The organism is Halosimplex aquaticum (assembly GCF_028747785.1).
Classification (GTDB): domain Archaea; phylum Halobacteriota; class Halobacteria; order Halobacteriales; family Haloarculaceae; genus Halosimplex; species Halosimplex aquaticum.
The window spans coordinates 2,157,749-2,173,506 of the sequence record NZ_CP118158.1; the positions used below are offsets into that span (position 1 = coordinate 2,157,749).

At 67.3% G+C, this 15,758-nt stretch carries 18 protein-coding genes; 10 read left to right on the top strand and 8 right to left on the bottom strand.

The genetic code is table 11. The annotated features are described in order from the left end of the window. On the bottom strand, positions 1–1,185 hold the full coding sequence (locus PSC72_RS10885) for an NAD-dependent epimerase/dehydratase family protein (RefSeq protein ID WP_274325895.1): 1,185 nt from the start codon (positions 1,183–1,185) through the stop codon (positions 1–3). 171 nt (positions 1,186–1,356) lie between these two features. On the opposite strand from PSC72_RS10885, the gene PSC72_RS10890 reads away from it, so the two are divergent. Further along, positions 1,357–2,757 carry a DUF4330 family protein gene (locus tag PSC72_RS10890; protein WP_274325896.1) on the top strand — a complete coding sequence of 467 codons (1,401 nt, stop codon included), beginning with the start codon at positions 1,357–1,359 and terminating at the stop codon, positions 2,755–2,757. Continuing rightward, entirely contained in the window at positions 2,754–3,365 is a 612-nt protein-coding gene (locus PSC72_RS10895; RefSeq protein WP_274325897.1) for a hypothetical protein, read from the top strand. The genes PSC72_RS10890 and PSC72_RS10895 overlap by 4 nt, the downstream gene beginning before the upstream one ends. Before the next feature lie 47 nt (positions 3,366–3,412). On the opposite strand, the gene glmS is transcribed toward PSC72_RS10895, so the two are convergent. From glmS to PSC72_RS10920, 5 genes are all read right to left on the bottom strand, one after another. Beyond that, entirely contained in the window at positions 3,413–5,203 is a 1,791-nt protein-coding gene (gene glmS / locus PSC72_RS10900) for a glutamine--fructose-6-phosphate transaminase (isomerizing) (protein ID WP_274325898.1), read from the bottom strand. A gap of 40 nt (positions 5,204–5,243) precedes the next feature. Beyond that, positions 5,244–6,434: a bifunctional sugar-1-phosphate nucleotidylyltransferase/acetyltransferase gene (gene glmU, locus PSC72_RS10905; RefSeq protein WP_274325899.1), complete on the bottom strand. Its 1,191-nt coding sequence runs from the start codon at positions 6,432–6,434 to the stop codon at positions 5,244–5,246. Between the two features lie 206 nt (positions 6,435–6,640). After that, on the bottom strand, positions 6,641–6,934 hold the full coding sequence (locus PSC72_RS10910; protein ID WP_274325900.1) for a type II toxin-antitoxin system RelE family toxin: 294 nt from the start codon (positions 6,932–6,934) through the stop codon (positions 6,641–6,643). Continuing rightward, positions 6,915–7,190: a ribbon-helix-helix domain-containing protein gene (locus tag PSC72_RS10915; protein WP_274325901.1), complete on the bottom strand. Its 276-nt coding sequence runs from the start codon at positions 7,188–7,190 to the stop codon at positions 6,915–6,917. The genes PSC72_RS10910 and PSC72_RS10915 overlap by 20 nt, the downstream gene beginning before the upstream one ends. A gap of 56 nt (positions 7,191–7,246) precedes the next feature. Further along, the gene (locus tag PSC72_RS10920; protein ID WP_274325902.1) at positions 7,247–8,107 is read right to left on the bottom strand and encodes a CheF family chemotaxis protein; all 861 of its coding nucleotides are present in this window, start codon (positions 8,105–8,107) and stop codon (positions 7,247–7,249) included. A gap of 155 nt (positions 8,108–8,262) precedes the next feature. Between PSC72_RS10920 and PSC72_RS10925 the strand changes: the two genes are divergently transcribed. The 3 genes from PSC72_RS10925 to PSC72_RS10935 all read left to right on the top strand — a co-directional run bounded on the left by PSC72_RS10925 (position 8,263) and on the right by PSC72_RS10935 (position 10,037). Next, positions 8,263–9,348 carry a Gfo/Idh/MocA family protein gene (locus PSC72_RS10925; RefSeq protein ID WP_274325903.1) on the top strand — a complete coding sequence of 362 codons (1,086 nt, stop codon included), beginning with the start codon at positions 8,263–8,265 and terminating at the stop codon, positions 9,346–9,348. Positions 9,349–9,465: 117 nt separating this feature from the next. Next, entirely contained in the window at positions 9,466–9,636 is a 171-nt protein-coding gene (locus PSC72_RS10930; protein WP_328518189.1) for a hypothetical protein, read from the top strand. Then, the gene (locus PSC72_RS10935; RefSeq protein ID WP_274325905.1) at positions 9,633–10,037 is read left to right on the top strand and encodes a type II toxin-antitoxin system VapC family toxin; all 405 of its coding nucleotides are present in this window, start codon (positions 9,633–9,635) and stop codon (positions 10,035–10,037) included. The genes PSC72_RS10930 and PSC72_RS10935 overlap by 4 nt, the downstream gene beginning before the upstream one ends. A 20-nt stretch (positions 10,038–10,057) precedes the next feature. Here PSC72_RS10935 and PSC72_RS10940 read toward each other — a convergent pair whose 3' ends face one another. Continuing rightward, entirely contained in the window at positions 10,058–10,927 is an 870-nt protein-coding gene (locus PSC72_RS10940) for a CheF family chemotaxis protein (protein WP_274325906.1), read from the bottom strand. A 213-nt stretch (positions 10,928–11,140) separates the two neighbouring features. Between PSC72_RS10940 and PSC72_RS10945 the strand changes: the two genes are divergently transcribed. Next, positions 11,141–11,395, top strand: a complete 255-nt coding sequence (locus tag PSC72_RS10945; RefSeq protein WP_274325907.1) for a hypothetical protein — start codon at positions 11,141–11,143, stop codon at positions 11,393–11,395. Between the two features lie 124 nt (positions 11,396–11,519). Here PSC72_RS10945 and PSC72_RS10950 read toward each other — a convergent pair whose 3' ends face one another. Continuing rightward, the gene (locus PSC72_RS10950) at positions 11,520–12,368 is read right to left on the bottom strand and encodes an undecaprenyl-diphosphate phosphatase (protein WP_274325908.1); all 849 of its coding nucleotides are present in this window, start codon (positions 12,366–12,368) and stop codon (positions 11,520–11,522) included. A gap of 139 nt (positions 12,369–12,507) precedes the next feature. Here PSC72_RS10950 and PSC72_RS10955 point away from each other — a divergent pair, with 139 nt between their 5' ends. From PSC72_RS10955 to PSC72_RS10970, 4 genes are all read left to right on the top strand, one after another. Further along, complete coding sequence (locus PSC72_RS10955; RefSeq protein WP_274325909.1) at positions 12,508–13,617, top strand: mechanosensitive ion channel family protein; 1,110 nt, start codon at positions 12,508–12,510, stop codon at positions 13,615–13,617. 65 nt (positions 13,618–13,682) lie between these two features. After that, positions 13,683–13,949 (top strand): AbrB/MazE/SpoVT family DNA-binding domain-containing protein, encoded by a 267-nt coding sequence (locus PSC72_RS10960; protein ID WP_274325910.1) that lies wholly within the window; start codon positions 13,683–13,685, stop codon positions 13,947–13,949. After that, complete coding sequence (locus tag PSC72_RS10965; protein ID WP_274325911.1) at positions 13,950–14,312, top strand: type II toxin-antitoxin system PemK/MazF family toxin; 363 nt, start codon at positions 13,950–13,952, stop codon at positions 14,310–14,312. 52 nt (positions 14,313–14,364) lie between these two features. Next, complete coding sequence (locus PSC72_RS10970) at positions 14,365–15,747, top strand: tRNA pseudouridine(54/55) synthase Pus10 (RefSeq protein WP_274325912.1); 1,383 nt, start codon at positions 14,365–14,367, stop codon at positions 15,745–15,747. The last annotated feature ends 11 nt before the right edge of the window (positions 15,748–15,758 follow it).

Below are 15,758 nucleotides of genomic sequence, written 5' to 3' on the forward strand. Positions count from 1 at the left end.
TTACTCCTCGTCGTCCCAGTCGTCGAGGACGCCCGGAAGGAAGCGGTCCTCGTGGGCCTGGATGGTGTCTGCGTAGCGGGTCAGCGTCTCGAAGATGTCCGCGACGCCGCCCTCGAAGTCCTGGGCCTGCTCGCCGATGAGCGCGGCGTAGTTGTCGTTCTCGATCTCCATCTTGTGGGTCTCGTCCTCGTCGCGCGGGTTCTCGAAGTGCTCGACGGCCACGTCGAGGTCGAAGTCGTCGCCCACGTCGGCGATGGTCTCGGCGATCTCGACGATGGAGATGGCCCGGGTGACCTGGTTGTAGACGGTTAGGTCGTCGGGGCGCTCCTCGTGGTCCTGCAGAGCGAGGTTGGCGAGGCCCTCGACGGCGTCCTCCAGCGAGATGAACGGTTTGCGCTGCTCGCCCTTGCCGTAGACGGTGACGGGGTAGCCCGCGACGGCCTGTGCGGCGAAGCGGTGCGCGACCGTCCCGAAGTAGTAGTCGAAGTCGAATCGGGTCTTCAGGCGGTCGTCCTCGCGGGTCTCCGCGGTCTCGGTGCCGTACGTGATCGCCGTCCGCACGTCCGAGATGGGGATGTCGAACTGCTGGTGGGCCAACCGCATGTTCGCGGCGTCGTGACTCTTGGTGAGGTGGTACCAGCTGCCCGCCATCGCCGGGAACGGGACCTCGTCCCGTTCGCCGTCGTTCTCCATGACCGCGCCGCCCTCGGGGATCGGGAACTCGGGCGCGCCGTAGACACCCGTCGTCGTCGTCTCGATGAAGTGGGTGTCGTTTAGGTCGTGTTCGTCCAGTCCCCACAGCAGGTTCCGCGTCGCCTGCATGTTGTTGTGCTGGGTGTAGTTGGCCCGCTCGCCGTTGATCTGGGAGTACGGCGCGGAGGGCTGGGCGGCCGCGTGGACCACCACGTCGGGCTCGTGGACGGCCAGCAGCTCGTCGACGAACGACTTCTCGACGAGGTCGCCCTCGACGAACGAGAGGTTGCCCAGCCCGAACACGTCCTCGGCGGCCTCGATGCGCTGGTCGATGCCCGCGACGGGCGTCGCGCTCTTCGAGCCGACCTCTTCGACCCACTCGCGGCGGGCGAAGTTGTCGACGAGCAGCACGCGGTCGTCCGTTCGGTTCGCGATACGCAGGGCGGTCGGCCAGCCGATGTACCCATCGGCGCCGGTGACGAGGATCGTCATGAGTTACTCAGATAGTGAGTAACTACGCTCGTATAAATATCTTGTCGTCTCCTCGTCCGAGAGCGCGGTTCCCCGTCTGGAGGTCACGACCCGGGCCGCGGTACGAGGGCCGGTCGACCGGAAGACCAAACGAAACCACTTTATTCGCACTGACGCTGTCCTGAATCAGCAATGGCGATCATCGACGAGGACGGCCGGATATTCGGAACGATCAACGTCGTCGATGCGCTGGCCGTCCTCCTGGTCCTCGCGGTCGCCGCCGCTGGAATCGCGCTGGTCACCGGAAGCGATCCTGGCGAGGAGGGAACCCGCCACGTCACGCTGGATCTCGGCTCACAGCCGGAGTACGTACTCGAACAGTTGGACGCCGGCGACACGGCGAGCCTCGAGAACGAACCGGGGAACATGACGATCACCGACACGTACTTCACCCCCGGGGAGTCCGACCCGCAAGCGCTCGCCCGCGTCGAGGTCGAAGGGACCGAGACCGAGAACGCGTTCACGTACGGCGGTCAGCCGTTGCGGCTCGGCCGCACCCTCAGGTTCGAAACCGACGAGTACGTCGTCAACGGAACGATCCAGGGTGTCGGAAACAGGACCGACCTCCCGACGCAGGACCGGACCGTCATCCTCCGCGGTACGGTCCCGAACGACGTTGCCCACGACGCTGAAGCCGGTACTCGAACGCGGATCGCGAACCAGACCGTCGCTTCGATCACCGACGTCGCAGTGTACGACGCCAACCGTTCCGGGCAACGGTCCCTCTTCCTCTCCGTCGACCTCCGGGCCTACGGTAACGGCGGCTCTGCCGAGTTCGCCAATACCCGCATCGAATCGGGGCAAGAACTCGTCCTCCCCGTCGCCGGGTACCAGTTCACCGGCGAGATAGAGCGGACCGGTGGGAACCTGACCCGAACGAGCGAGGACGTGCTCGTCACCAACGTCGTCGACGAGAGCGTGGCACGTCAGATCGAGAAGGGCGACGAGTACCGCGTGGCCGGCGGGTCGATTGCCGCCGTCGAGAGCGTCGCTGCATACGGGACGGACGACCCCGACCGCAATCGGGTGTATGTCGGGCTCTCGGTCCAAGCGCTCACGCTCGGTGACCGCCCGCAATTCGGCTCAAACCGGACGATCCGGGAGGGAACCTGGCTCCCGTTCCGAACGGACAGCTACGAGTTCCGCGGTCAGATCGTCCGTACCGGAACGGCGACACAGCCCGGGGAGGCGGCCGAACGGACCGTCAAACTCGAGATGCAAAACGTCACCCCGACGAAGGCCAACAGCGTCGAGGTCGGCATGACGGAGACAGCAGCTGGGCGGACCGTCGCTCGGGTGACGAACGTCTCGGTGGAGCCAGCGAGTGTCACCCTCGAAAGTGAGAGTGGCAACATCTACGAGCGAGAGCATCCGGTCAATAAAGACGTCACGTTGACCGTCCAGCTGCGAGTTCGAGAGGTAGACACCGGAGTCCGCTTCAAGGGCCAGACCATGCAAGAAGGGAACACGCTCGTCCTCGACCTCGGGACGACGACCATCAAGGCCGAGGTCGTCGACCTCGACGCCGAATGAGCGTCCAAAACTCCCACATCGCGCAGATTCTTTCAGTAGGCCGGCGACGGCTTCGTGCTGCGTTCACTGCCGCGACGACCACTCGACAGGCTCGCGGCGCGGTCGAACGCCTCAGAGCGGTCGCTGCGGGTAGCCACCTCGCTGACGGAGTCGCGTGGAGCGCACGCGCGGCCCGTTCCTCCTGGCTCTACAACTGGCTCACGGCCGAACCCGACCCGGATATGGTCGTGATAGACCTGCGGGAGACGTACGTCGTCGGCCCGATACTCGGGATTCTCGACCGCATGTTCGCCGTCCTCTCGCGCGGTTGGGGACAGGCTAAGTCCGGCGAGCTATTCGAGGACATCCACGGGGCACTCCTCGCCCGACCGATCCAGGCCGTCAGCGTCGCCGCTCTTGCGGCGATCATCGTCGGTCTCGCGGTGACTGTTGCACTCGGTTCGCCTGGCGGTCGGACCGTCGGATTTGGACTCCTCGCGGCGAGCGCCGCACTGGCGGGGACGCGAATTCAGGTGTCGTGGGACGAGGTGACCGACTCACGTACGTATGAACTGCTCGTGGCGCTATTAGAACCGCCGGAGCCGCCTGAACCACCCGAGAAACAGTAGTCCAGCCAGATTACCGAAAGCAGAGACTAGATCTGGCCGCGACGGCCTCACTCCACCGTGACGCTCTTGGCCAGGTTGCGCGGCTTGTCGATCGACCGGCCGAGCTTGTCCGCGACGTAGTACGACACCAGCTGCAACTGCACGTTCGCGAGCACGGCCGCGGCCTGCGGATGCGTTTCCGGCACCTCCAGCACCTCGTCGGCGTAGCGCTCGACGTCCGACTGGCCGTCGGTGACGGCGACGACGGGCGCGTCGCGGGCCTCCACCTCTTTCACGTTCCCGATGGTCTTGCGCGCCATCTCGCCGTCGCCGGTGACGACGGCAAAGACGGGCGTGTCCTCGGTCACGAGCGCGAGCGGCCCGTGCTTGAGTTCGCCGGCGGCGAAGCCCTCGGCGTGCTTGTAGGTGATCTCCTTCATCTTCAACGCGCCTTCGAGCGCGACCGGGTACTGGTGGCCGCGGCCGATGAAGAAGTACGCGTCGCTGTCGACGTAGGTGTCGGCGACCGACTCGGCGTTCGAGTCGTCGAGGATCGCCTGGATGTTGCTGGGCAGGTCCCGGAGTGCGCCGATGATCTCCCGAGCGCCGTCGATTCGGGTCGTGCCGAGCGAGAAGAGGTTCAACGCGGCGAGTTGCGAGGCGAACGTCTTCGAGGCGGCGACGCCGATCTCCGGGCCGGCGCGGATGTACAGCGCGTGGTCGCACTCGCGGGCGGCCGTCGAGCCGACCGTGTTGGTCACGGCCATCGTTCGGGCGCCGCGCTTGCGCGCCTCGCGGAGCGCCGAGAGGGTGTCCGCGGTCTCGCCGCTCTGGGTGACGCCGACGACGAGCGCGTCGCCGATGGGCGGCGGCGCGGTCGCGTACTCGCTGGCGAGGAACGTCTGGGCGGGGATCCCGGCGTCGCGCAGCAGCTGCGCGCCGTAGAGCGCGGCGTGGTAGCTCGTCCCGCAGGCGACGAACTGGACGCCCGTCGGCGAGAGGTCGCCCAGGTCGCCGATGTCGACCTCGCCGGAGAGCTCGTCGACGCGACCGCGGAGACACTGCCGGATGGCGCGCGGCTGCTCGTGGATCTCCTTGAGCATGAAGTGGTCGTAGCCGCTCTTGCCGGTCTCCTCGGGGTCCCAGTCGACCGTGTCGACGTCCTTGTCGACCTCGTCGCCGTCGACGTCGGAGACCCGCCACCCCTCCGCGCTGAGCGTCGCGAACTCGCCGTCGGCGAGGTAGATCACGCGGTCGGTGAAATCCCGGAACGCGGGCACGTCGCTCGCGAGGTAGTAGGCGTCGTCGTCCAGCCCGAGCACGAGCGGCGAGTCGTTGCGCGCCGCGTAGATGGTGTCGTCACCGGAGACGACGACGGCGACGGCGTAGCTCCCCTCCAGTCGCGCGATGGCCCGGCGGACGGCGGCCTCGTTGTCCAGCCCGTCGGCGAGCGCGTCCTCGACGAGGTGGGGGACGACCTCGGTGTCGGTGTCGCTCTTGAACGTGTGGCCCGCGGTGACGAGTTCGTCCCGCAGTTCCTGATAGTTCTCGATGATGCCGTTGTGGACGACCGCGACGTCGCCGTTGCAGTCGAGATGGGGATGGGCGTTCTCGTCAGTCGGCGGCCCGTGGGTGCTCCAGCGGGTGTGACCGACCCCGGCGGCGCCGCCCAGGGTCCGCGATTCGAGGGCCTCGCGCAGGTCCTCGATCTTCCCGGATTTCTTGCAGACGTCGACGCGCTCGCCCGAGAGGGCGACGCCCGCCGAGTCGTAGCCGCGATACTCCAGTTTCGAGAGGCCGTGGACGAGCACGTCGAGCGTCTCGTCGTCACGGCCGACACAGCCGATGATTCCACACATTATCGTAGCACCTCCCTGAGACGGTCGATTCGGGGTCGGCTCATCGCACCACCTCCGCGCCCTCTCGGATAGTCCCGCTCGCGCGGACGCTCGTCCCGATTTGGGCGCGCGGGCCGACGAGCGTGCCCGGGGCGAAGCTCGCGTCGCCCTCGGCGGTCACGCGGTCGGCGATGACGGCGCCGAGGCGCTGGTCCTCGAACACCGTCCGGTCGACGCGCACGTCGGCCGGACCGCCCGGGACGACCGTCCCGGCGCCGAGCGTCACGTCCTGCCCGGTCACGGCGTCGATGAGCGTCGATCCCGACTCGACGCGGGTGTCGGTGTCGAGCACCGAGTTGCGGACCGTCGCGTTCGAGCCGACGGTCACGTTCTGCCCGAGCGCCGCGTTCGGCCCGACGACGGTGCCGGGCCCGACCTCGCAGTCGGGGCCGACGACGACCGGCCCCTCGACGATCGCCGCGTCGTGGACGTTCGCGGCCGGGTCGACCCAGACGCCGTCGCCGCGCGCGGGTTCGTCGACGTGGCCGCGCGCGAGCACCTCGTCGGCCACAGTGAGGAGGTCCCAGGGGTAGGTCGCGTCGACCCACATCCCCTCGGTGCGGACCCCGCGGACGCGGCCGTCGTCCATCAGCCGTCCGATGGTGTCAGTCAGGGCGAGTTCACCGTCCGAGCGGTCGGTCTCGTCGATGGCCTCGAACACCGACTGTTCGAAGGCGTAGACGCCGGCGTTGATGAGCCGGTACTCGTCAGTGTCGGGCTTCTCGACGAGCTGGGACACGTCGCCCTCGTGGAGGACGACCGCGCCGTACTGGCTCGTCTCCGGCCGTTCGAGAACGGCCATCGTCGGTTCGCCGCTCCGCTCGAACTCGCGGGCCACGTCGCGGACGATGTTCGCGTCGATGACGCGGTCGCCGTTGACCGCGAGCGTCGGCCCGTCGACGGCCTCGCGGGCCTGCAGGAGGGCGTGCCCGCTGCCGAGTTGCTTGTGCTGGGTGACGTACGTCAGGTCGACCCCCTTGTACGTCGGGCCGAAGTGGTCGCGCACGCGGTCGCGCTTGTACCCCACCACGACGACGATCTGGCGCACGTCGGCCGCGACCAGCGCGTCGAAGACGTACTCCAGGATCGGCCGGTTGGCCGCCGGCAACATCGGTTTGGGCCGGTTGCGGGTCAGCGGACGCAAGCGCGTCCCCTCACCGGCCGCGAGGACCACCGCGGTGTCGATGCTCATACCAGATACTCTCGGCGAGCCACTTTCAACTTTCTGGCGCCGAGATCTGACACGTGTGGACTATGGAGCGCTAAATAGCGACAAAGACACGTCCCCATCGCTCACGCAGCGCAGCCGGTTCGATGGCCATACAGTACGAATGAGAGATCGGAGATGACGAACAACCGGACCGACGACAACAGAAGAGACCGCTCAGCGAGACCCGGTCAGTCGTCGCCCTTGTACGCGCCCTCTCGTTTTCGGACGCTCTCGACGCGGAGCGTCTTCGTCTCGCGGTGCAGTCGACAGCCCACTCGGTAGCCACCGACGCGAAGTTTCTGATAGGGTGAGCCCGTCAGCGGTTCGAGAAACTCGCTCGGTTCGCGCCACTCGGACGCGACCACCTCGTCGAGCTTGTCCATGATCCGCTCCTGGGTGGCCGCGTCTAGCTGTGCGAACTGCGACTCTCCGCGCGGGGAGAACTTCCAGTCCCACGCGTCGTCACTCGGCGTCTGTCCCATACTTCTCCCGCATCTCGTCGCTCGAAACCCCCTCCCCCTCGTCGAATTGCGCCTCGCTGATCGCCAGATCTTTCCAGACGCCCGCGCCTTCGGGATGGTTCACGGAATCGCGAAGCGCGTAGCGGATGAACTCGCTCCGGCTATTGAATCCGCGTTCGCGCCACGTCTCGTCGACTACGTCGAGAAACGACCGAGCGATCCGGAGGTTGATCCGGTCGATTTCGGGGTCGCTATCGTCCGAATCTGTTTTCGACATACACACGTACGTCGGGAGCGCTCACACAAAACGCTACTGCCCGGTCGATCCCTCGGTCACTGCTCGCCCATCGTGTCGCCGGCGACGGAGCGCCCGCGGGCGGTCATCTCGACCTCGGTGCGCTCGCGGACGACTTCGATGACGTCGAGTTCGATGAGCCGGTCGAATATCTCCTCGATCTCCGCGACCTCGCTCCCGACGAACTCGGGGATCTCGAACGGCGAGACGCCGGAGTGCAGGGCCATGACGACCTGCTTCTCGACCGGTCCCAGGTCGATGTCCGCGCGGTTGCGCTCGACGCCCTCTTCGAGCACCTGCCGGAGGACCGAGAGGTCGTACGCGTCGCCGGTGACGTGGGTCTCGACGCTGATCTCGCCCTCGCTGTGTTCGACCTCGATGATGCGCCGCTCCTCGCCAGCCGCCTGGCGTTCGTCCGTTTCGACCTCGCCGATATCGTCGCGCTCGATGACGACCCGCTCGCCGTTGGCGAGCGCCAGCCGGACGTCCTCGTCGGTGATGCGGATGCGGGCTTTCGTCCAGTCGGTGCCCTGGACGACGCCGCCCTCGACGGCCGGGTGGTCGACGTAGAGGATCTCGCCGTTGAGACAGGCGTGGTAGAAGTCCGTCTCGAACTCGTCGTGTTCGGCCGCGGAGACGAGGACGACGTCCTCGCCGACGGAGAGCCCGAGGTAGCTCGCCACGCCGGCGGCGTGCTGGTTGACGTCGGCGCGGACGCCGATCTCGTCGACGTCGCCGAGGGGGATCGTCAGCTTCCCCTCGGAGATGAGGACCAGACGCTCCGTCGTCAGGACGATCCGACACGACTCCCAGGTCGCGTCGTCGCGCTCGTACCCGTCTGCGACGGCCTGCATGTACCGGCCCTGCACGTCGGTCACTTTCTTCTCTGAGTTGCTCATTCTCGGGGATCGGTCGCGCTGTCGGGGCTACCCCGTCGGCACCAATAGGAGTTGCGGGCCGATTATCGGTCGCCGAAATCGGGCGACTCCGCCGGGAGCCGACGGCGGCTTCCGGCTCCAAAGGACTCATCCTCCGTCGAGGCGAGTGGATCCGTATGAGCGACGGACTCGACCCGGTACGCCTCGGCGTCGTCGGACTCGGCTTCATGGGACAGACGCACGCGACGAACGCGGTCGACCTCGGTCACGAGGTGATCGCCGGGACGGACGTCGTCGCAGACAGCCGCGACGAGTTCGCCCGGTCGTACGACGCGAGCACCTACGAGGACGCCGCGGCGATGTACGATTCGGAACCGCTCGACGCGGTCGTCGTGTCGACGCCGAACGCCTTCCACGAGGAGGCCGTCGTCGGCGCGCTCGAACGCGGCTACGACGTGCTCTGCGAGAAACCCCTCGCCGACGGCCTTGCGGCCGCCGAACGCATCGCCGCGGCCGCCCGCGAGGCCGACGGCTTCTGCGCGGTGAACTTCCACAACCGGATCTCGACCGCCGCCGAGGTGTTCCGCGGCTACCGGGATGACGGGCGTTTCGGTGATATCACCCACGTCCAGGCCAACTACGTCCGTTCGCGGGGCATCCCCGGGGTCGGGTCGTGGTTCACCAACGAGGAGTTGTCGGGCGGCGGCGCGGTCGTCGACATCGGCGTCCACGCCATCGACTTCGCGCTGTACCTGATGGACTTCCCGCCCGTCGAGGAGGTGTTCGCGGTCACCCGCACCGAGTTCGGGGCTCGCGATGACTACGCCGACCCCGGCGACTGGTACGACGCCACCGAGGAGGCCGTCTTCGACGTCGAGGACTCCGCGACGGCGATGATCCGGTGTGCGGACGACCGGACGATCTCCCTGGAAGTCGCCTGGGCCGCCAACCAGACCGAGACCCAGGAGTTCGTCGTCCGCGGGACCGACGCCGGCGCGCGCCTCGACCTCGGCGGCGAGGAACTGTCGCTGATCGAATCGGGCCGCCAGGGCACCGACCACGTCATGGAGTCCGAACTGACCGACGGCTCGCTCGACAACACCGGCTGGACGGGCAGCGACGAGCGCTTCCTCGAAGCGGTCGCCAGCGGCGAGCCGCCCGAGGGGAACACGGTCGAGCGCGCGCTGACCGTCCAGCGCGTCATGGACGCGATCTACCGGTCGGCCGAGGCCGGCAGCTGCGTCAGCGTCGACGACGAGTGAGTGTGCTGTACCGCTGAACGCGGCGAAACACCTACTATTCCCCATCTCGAATACACCGAATACACCATGAGCTCGTCAATTCGAATCTCGAACGAGACGAAACGGAAGCTGGAACTGGTGAAACGGGAAGACGAGACGTACGACGAGCTGCTCGCCCGACTGGCAACGACAGAGAAGGACATCGAGGAACGGGGTGGATTCGCTGACGACGGCGTCGTCGAGGACATGGCCCGCGCTCGTAAAGATCTGAACGAATCGCTGAAGGACCGTTCGGACCGGCAGCAATGATCTGCCTAGATAACGATATTTTTAGCCGCTATGCATCCGAAAGGTCGTACCCCTCCGTCGACCAATACCTCGCAGACCACGCTGGCGATGCGTGGATTCTCCCGGCGATGGTTCTGTTCGAATATCTCAAACGATACGACTCCCACAGTACGATCCAAACACATCGGCTCAACGCAGAACAATCAGTGGACGGAATTGCAGATCTGAACACTGACGTTGCGATGGAAGCGGCGAACCTCCAAGCGAGGCTCGCAACGGCAGACACCAGTTTGGATCTCGCCGACTTGCTCATCGCTGCGACAGCGAGAGAATACGGCGCGACGCTGGTAACAGCGAATAAAAACGATTTCGACAAACAGCCGATTCGTGAACTGCTGAACGTCGATATCGTCGAAGTGTAACGTGGACTATCGGCTGTCTGTTATTGTTCGCTCATCGCTTCGCTCGCGAGGTTGCGCCCGTGAGCGTTGAGCGACACCTCGGTACGCACGCGGACTTCGTCGACGGCGTCCATCTCCAGGAGCTTCTGGTAGATCTCCTCGACCTCGTCGACGCTGATACCGACGAAATCGGCCATCTCGAAGGGAGAGACGCCGGAGTACAGCGCCATCAGGACCTGGTTCTCGACGTCGGTGAGTTCGTACTCCTCGCTCTGGCGGTCCGAGACGACCGCCTCGAAGAGGTGGGCGAGCGCGCGGCAGTGGGCCTCGGTCCCGGAGAAGTGCGTCTCGACGCTGCGGCCCTCGTCGTCGGTGTGTTCGAGCTGGACGACCCGGCGCTGAGTCCCCATGACTGCCTGGCTGGCCGTCTCGACGGTGCCCACGTCGTCGACCGCGAACGAGGTCGTCTGGCCGCCGGGGAGCGCGAGTTTGACCTCGTCGTCGGCGAATCGGAAGCGGGCCTTCGACCACTCGGTGTCCTGGACGACCCCGCCCACGACGGCGGGGTGTTTGACCAGGATGACCTCGGTGTCGAGCGCGGCGCGGCAGTACTCGCGATCGAACGCCCCCACGTCGGGCGCGTCGACGAGGAGGACGTGGTCGCCGGCGCGGAGTGCGGTCGCCCCTTCGGCGGGGAACCCCTCGGGGACGACGCTGTCGGCGTCGTCGACGAGTTCGAGCGCGCTGTGCGGGAACGACTTGTTCCCGTCGGTGTCCGCGAGGACGAGGCGCTCGCTGGTGAGGACCAGCCGCGAGGAGCGCCAGCGCAGCTCTTCGACCGGCTGGCCGTCCCGGACGACGAACGTGTAGTCGCCGGAGGTGTCCACGAGTTTGGTTTCGTCCCCGCCCATGCCGTGACTATGGGACGTTGACGGCCGGACGTATATAAATTCGTCTGGGCGAGCCCGGGAACGGCGCGCGGCGAGCGGTTCGCGGCCGACTGTCGACGACACACCACACGAATCCCGTCATCTCGCTAACCGGACTGCGTTTCAGTATCTCGCCCTACAGAAATGTATTTCAGATTATGCTTATGGGGCGGTGGGCCCTACGACTAGATAGAGATGAGACAGCTATCACGCGGTTCGGCTGCGGTATCGGCTCCCCTCGCGTCCCACGGTCTCGGCCGGGTCCTGGCGGTAGGCCTGGCCGCGGTGCTGGCGACGGTCGGGCTGGTCGCGCTCGTCGCACAGCCCGCGCTCGTCGTCGGCCTCGCGGTGGTCGCGCTCGCCGTCCGAGCGCGACGGCTCGTCACGGTCCCGCTCTCGCGGCGGGTCGACGAGCGGCTGGCCGTCGAACACCGACCGTCGGCGAAGTGACGCGAGCGAATCGAGCGACCACTGACGCGGACGAACTGACGCGGACAAACTAACGACCCCTGACTTCCGTTTCGGCCCTCCACACGCCCCGGGGCGGCGCCCGACGCGAACGGCGTCGCCCGCTCTACGCGAACGCTATCAATCCGTTTTCGGCGGCGACGAGCAGTCCGCCACCGAGGATCGCGAGCGCGCCGAACCCGACGCAGACGCCCCAGAAGGCGACGCGGCGGACGAGCGCGACGAGCGCGCCCACGGTGACGTAGCCGACGACCGCACTGACCCCCAGCGCGAGCACCGCCTGCGGGACGGGGATGGTCGGCACGCCGTCGTCGAGGACGACGAGCAGGCCCGCGCCCAGCGAGGCGGGGATAGAGAGGAGGAAGGACAGTTGCAGCGCGCGCTCGCCCTCGTGGCCGCGGAGCAGGAGCGCGCTGACGGTCGTCCCGGACCGGGAGACGCCCGGGAGGAGCGCGAGGCCCTGACAGAGGCCGACCACGACCGCGTCGACGGCGTCGGGCGTGTCGCGCTCGCCGAGACCCCAGCGGTCGGCCGCGCGCTGGACGAGTCCGGTTCCGACCAGCAGCACGCCGATAGCGGCGACGAACGCGCCGCCGGCGAGTTCCGACCCGACCTCCGAGAGCGCGGCGTAGATCGAGATACCGACGACGCCCGAGACGAGCGTCGCGATGCCGTAGAACGTCAGGTCGGCGCGGTCTGCGGCGAACGCGTCGCGGGGGCGCCAGGCGGGGACGTCCGCGGCGAGGTCGAACACGTCGTCGCGGTAGAACGCGAGCGCGGCGACGGACGTTCCGACGTGGAGAAAGAGCGCGAACTGCGTGGCGTCGAACGCCGTCTCCCCCGTCGCGAGCGCGACGACGAGCGCGACGCCGCCCTCGCTGGACACCGGTAGCCACTCCAGCACGCCCTGCACGAGGCCGACCAGCAGCGCCAGCAGCGTCGCCTGCGTATCCATAGGTGGGAGGGGGACGGTCCGCGGTAAAGGGTATTCGGATCTCGCCGAGCGCGCGTGCGACCAGAATCGCCGACCGCTCGTCGACCGGTGGACGCGAGTAGACGGCACGTTTATCGTCGCTACTCGGCTACTATACGTAATGCAAACGGACCTCTCTGCCGAGCTCTGGGCGGCGGTGCTCGCCCTCCCGCGCTGGCAGGGCCTCCTCGTCGTGGTCGGCACGTCGGTGCTCTCTGCGTGGCTCATCCGGGTCGGCGGCGACGTCGCGATCAAGCGGCTCACCCGGCGGATCCCCGGTGACGTGGACGCCGTGATATTCCGCAGCGTCCACCCCGCAGTGTACGTCACGGTGGTCCTCGTCGGGAGCTACCTCGGGATACGGCTCCTCGTCGACGTTCCCGCGTGGATCGACCCCTCGAAAGCGGGGATGCAGACGCTGGTCACCGTCGTCTGGGCGATCCAGCTCGCGCGGATGGGCCGGGGCGTCTCGGCCGAGCTGACCAGCGACGACGCGGTCGGCAACCAGATGGCCCCCATCTTCCAGAACGTCTGGACCGCCTTCCTGCTGGGCGCTTCGGCGTTCCTCGTCCTCTGGTACTGGCGGGTCGACGTCACGCCGCTGCTGGCGTCGGCGGGCGTGCTCGGTATCGTCGTCGGCCTCGCCGCGCGGGACACCATCGCCAACCTCTTCGGTTCGATCGCGCTGTACGCCGACGAGACCTACAAGGTGGGCGACTTCGTCGTCCTCGAATCCGGCGAGCGCGGCCGCGTCGAGGACATCTCCATCCGCTCGACCGTCCTGCGGACGCGCGACGACCTGCTCGTGACCGTCCCGAACTCCGTACTCAACACCGCGACGATCACCAACGAGTCTTCCCCCGAGCGCGAGCGCCGCGTCCGGATCTCCGTCGGGGTCGCCTACGGCAGCGACGCCGACCACGTCGAGGAGACGCTCCGCTCGGTCGCGGCCGCCGAGGACGTGGTGCTGGACGAGCCCGAACCGCGCGTCCGGTTCCGCGGGTTCGGCGAGTCGGCCCTCGACGTGGAACTGCTCTGCTGGATCCCCGCGCCCGTCCTGCGCGGTCGCGCGACCCACCGGCTGAACAAGGCCGTCTATCAGGCGTTCCGCGGCGAGGACATCGAGATCCCGTTCCCCCAGCGCGTCGTGACGATGAACAGTGCCGATGCGGCCAGCGGACTCCGAACAGGACCTGCGCCGGCCGAAGACAGGCCGGGCACTGTCGATTGACTCCCGGCTGTTCCGAATGACAACCGACCGGAACCCCTATGAGTATGAATACGATATGAATACGCATGTCGAGTGGCGAACACCGGACAGTCGGTGAGCGCGGTCAGGTCACCCTCCCGAAGGACATCAGGGAACGGTTGGGTATCGAGGGCGGCGACAAAGTGATCGTCGAAGAAGACGACGGCCGCGTCGTCATCGAGAAGCCGGTCACCCGTGCAGAACTCGCGGAGGGGTATCGGGCGAGTGCCGAACGCGCCCGTGACGTCGCCGATGAGATGGCACACGTCTCCCGGGAGGCCGACGACTACCTCGGTGACGCACCCGACTGGTAGATGTCGGGGCTACACGTTCGTCGTGGAGACATCGCAATTGTCGAACTCGATCCAACGCGAGGATCCGAACAGCGGGGGACGCGTCCGTGCCTCGTGGTGCAAAACGACGTGGGGAACGAAAATGCGCCGACGACGATCGTCGCTCCGTTCACCACGTCGTACGGCAACCAGCGCTATCCGTTCGAAGTACTCGTGTCCGCAGACGAGTGCGCGCTCCGCGAAGACTCGGTCGTTCTTTGCAGCCAACTTCGAACTGTCTCCATCGATGAGCGGATCACCGAGGTGATCGGTTCGATACCGGACGAGCGCCTCGCCGAGGTCGGCACCGCGCTCGAATACAGCCTCGGACTTCGGGAAGTCTGACCGCGGCGACGCTTCGAAAGGGAATTACGGCCCCGTCGCCCACTGATTGCCAATGACTGACGACGTCCTCGATCTGGCCCGGCGGGCCGTCGAGACCGGGCCGCTCTGTGACCCCTGTCTCGGCCGACTCGTCGCCGAGCGGAGCTTCGGCCTCACCAACCGCGAGCGCGGCCGGAGCCTCCGGGTCGCCGTCGCCCTCGCCGACGACCGCCCCGTCGCCGATCTGGCCCCGGACGAGCCGTGCTGGGTCTGCGAGGGCGAGTCGACCGAGGAGCGCGTCCAGGAGTGGGCCGAACGGGCCGCCTACGCCGTCCGCGACTACGACTTCGAGACCTTCCAGGTCGGGACGCGCGTCCCGCCGCTGTTCGAGGAGAACGACGCGCTCCTGCGCGAGGACCTCGGGCTCGACGACGACGCCGGCGAGGCGCTCAAGACCGAACTCAACCGGGAAGTGGGCAAGCGCTTCGGCCGCGAGACCGACACCGAGGTGGAGTTCCAGCGCCCGGACGTGCAGGTCACGCTGAACCTCGGCGACGACACCGTCGACGCGCAGGTCAACTCCGCGTTCGTCTACGGCCGCTACCGCAAACTCGAACGGGACATCCCGCAGACGAAGTGGCCCTGTTCGGACTGCAACGGCACCGGCCTAAATCGGGGTGAGATCTGCGAGGGCTGCGACGGCTCCGGCTACCGCTACGACGAGAGCGTCGAGCAACTCACCGCACCGGTCGTCGAGGAGGCGATGGACGGCGAGTCGGCGACCTTCCACGGCGCCGGCCGCGAGGACGTCGACGCGCTGATGCTGGAGGGCGGGCGCCCGTTCGTCATCGAGATCGAGGAGCCCCGCGAGCGGACGGTCGACGCCGCGGCGCTCCAGCCGGAGGTCAACGACTTCGCCGACGGCAAGGTCGAGGTGCTCGACCTCCGGCAGGCGACCTACGAGATGGTCGAGCGCGTCAAGGAACTCGACGCGAGCAAGACCTACCGGATGGACGTCGAGTTCGAAGGCGACGTGGACGCCGAAGCGTTCGACGCGGCGCTGGACGAACTGGAGGGCGCGACCGTCGAACAGCGGACGCCCCAGCGCGTCGACCACCGGCGCGCCGACATCGAACGGACCCGCGACGTCTACGAGATCGACGGCGAACTGGCCGACGAGCGCCACGCGACGGTCGAACTCCACGGCGAGGGCGGCCTCTACGTGAAGGAACTCGTCTCCAGCGACGACGGGCGGACGGAGCCGAGCCTGGCCGGCCTGCTCGGCGTCGACGCGGAAGTGACGGCGCTGGACGTGCTCGACGTCCAGGGAGAGGACGAACCGTTCGCCAAGCCGGAGTTCTTCCGGGACGAGGGCGCCGATGCGGACGAGAACGAAGCCGAAGCGAGCGAGCGCGCCGAAGCGGACGAGGATGCCGACACCGACGACGCCAAGTGAGCCGGATCCGA

Excerpts from the sequence above, each read along its gene's own strand:
- PSC72_RS10915 (WP_274325901.1), bottom strand. The coding sequence starts at position 7,190 with ATGTCGAAAACAGATTCGGACGATAGCGACCCCGAAATCGACCGGATC.
- PSC72_RS10945 (WP_274325907.1), top strand. The coding sequence starts at position 11,141 with ATGAGACAGCTATCACGCGGTTCGGCTGCGGTATCGGCTCCCCTCGCG.
- PSC72_RS10910 (WP_274325900.1), bottom strand. The coding sequence starts at position 6,934 with ATGGGACAGACGCCGAGTGACGACGCGTGGGACTGGAAGTTCTCCCCG.
- PSC72_RS10940 (WP_274325906.1), bottom strand. The coding sequence starts at position 10,927 with ATGGGCGGGGACGAAACCAAACTCGTGGACACCTCCGGCGACTACACG.
- glmS (WP_274325898.1), bottom strand. The coding sequence starts at position 5,203 with ATGTGTGGAATCATCGGCTGTGTCGGCCGTGACGACGAGACGCTCGAC.
- PSC72_RS10895 (WP_274325897.1), top strand. The coding sequence starts at position 2,754 with ATGAGCGTCCAAAACTCCCACATCGCGCAGATTCTTTCAGTAGGCCGG.
- PSC72_RS10960 (WP_274325910.1), top strand. The coding sequence starts at position 13,683 with ATGTCGAGTGGCGAACACCGGACAGTCGGTGAGCGCGGTCAGGTCACC.
- PSC72_RS10970 (WP_274325912.1), top strand. The coding sequence starts at position 14,365 with ATGACTGACGACGTCCTCGATCTGGCCCGGCGGGCCGTCGAGACCGGG.
- PSC72_RS10935 (WP_274325905.1), top strand. The coding sequence starts at position 9,633 with ATGATCTGCCTAGATAACGATATTTTTAGCCGCTATGCATCCGAAAGG.
- PSC72_RS10890 (WP_274325896.1), top strand. The coding sequence starts at position 1,357 with ATGGCGATCATCGACGAGGACGGCCGGATATTCGGAACGATCAACGTC.
- PSC72_RS10885 (WP_274325895.1), bottom strand. The coding sequence starts at position 1,185 with ATGACGATCCTCGTCACCGGCGCCGATGGGTACATCGGCTGGCCGACC.
- glmU (WP_274325899.1), bottom strand. The coding sequence starts at position 6,434 with ATGAGCATCGACACCGCGGTGGTCCTCGCGGCCGGTGAGGGGACGCGC.
- PSC72_RS10925 (WP_274325903.1), top strand. The coding sequence starts at position 8,263 with ATGAGCGACGGACTCGACCCGGTACGCCTCGGCGTCGTCGGACTCGGC.
- PSC72_RS10920 (WP_274325902.1), bottom strand. The coding sequence starts at position 8,107 with ATGAGCAACTCAGAGAAGAAAGTGACCGACGTGCAGGGCCGGTACATG.
- PSC72_RS10955 (WP_274325909.1), top strand. The coding sequence starts at position 12,508 with ATGCAAACGGACCTCTCTGCCGAGCTCTGGGCGGCGGTGCTCGCCCTC.
- PSC72_RS10965 (WP_274325911.1), top strand. The coding sequence starts at position 13,950 with ATGTCGGGGCTACACGTTCGTCGTGGAGACATCGCAATTGTCGAACTC.
- PSC72_RS10950 (WP_274325908.1), bottom strand. The coding sequence starts at position 12,368 with ATGGATACGCAGGCGACGCTGCTGGCGCTGCTGGTCGGCCTCGTGCAG.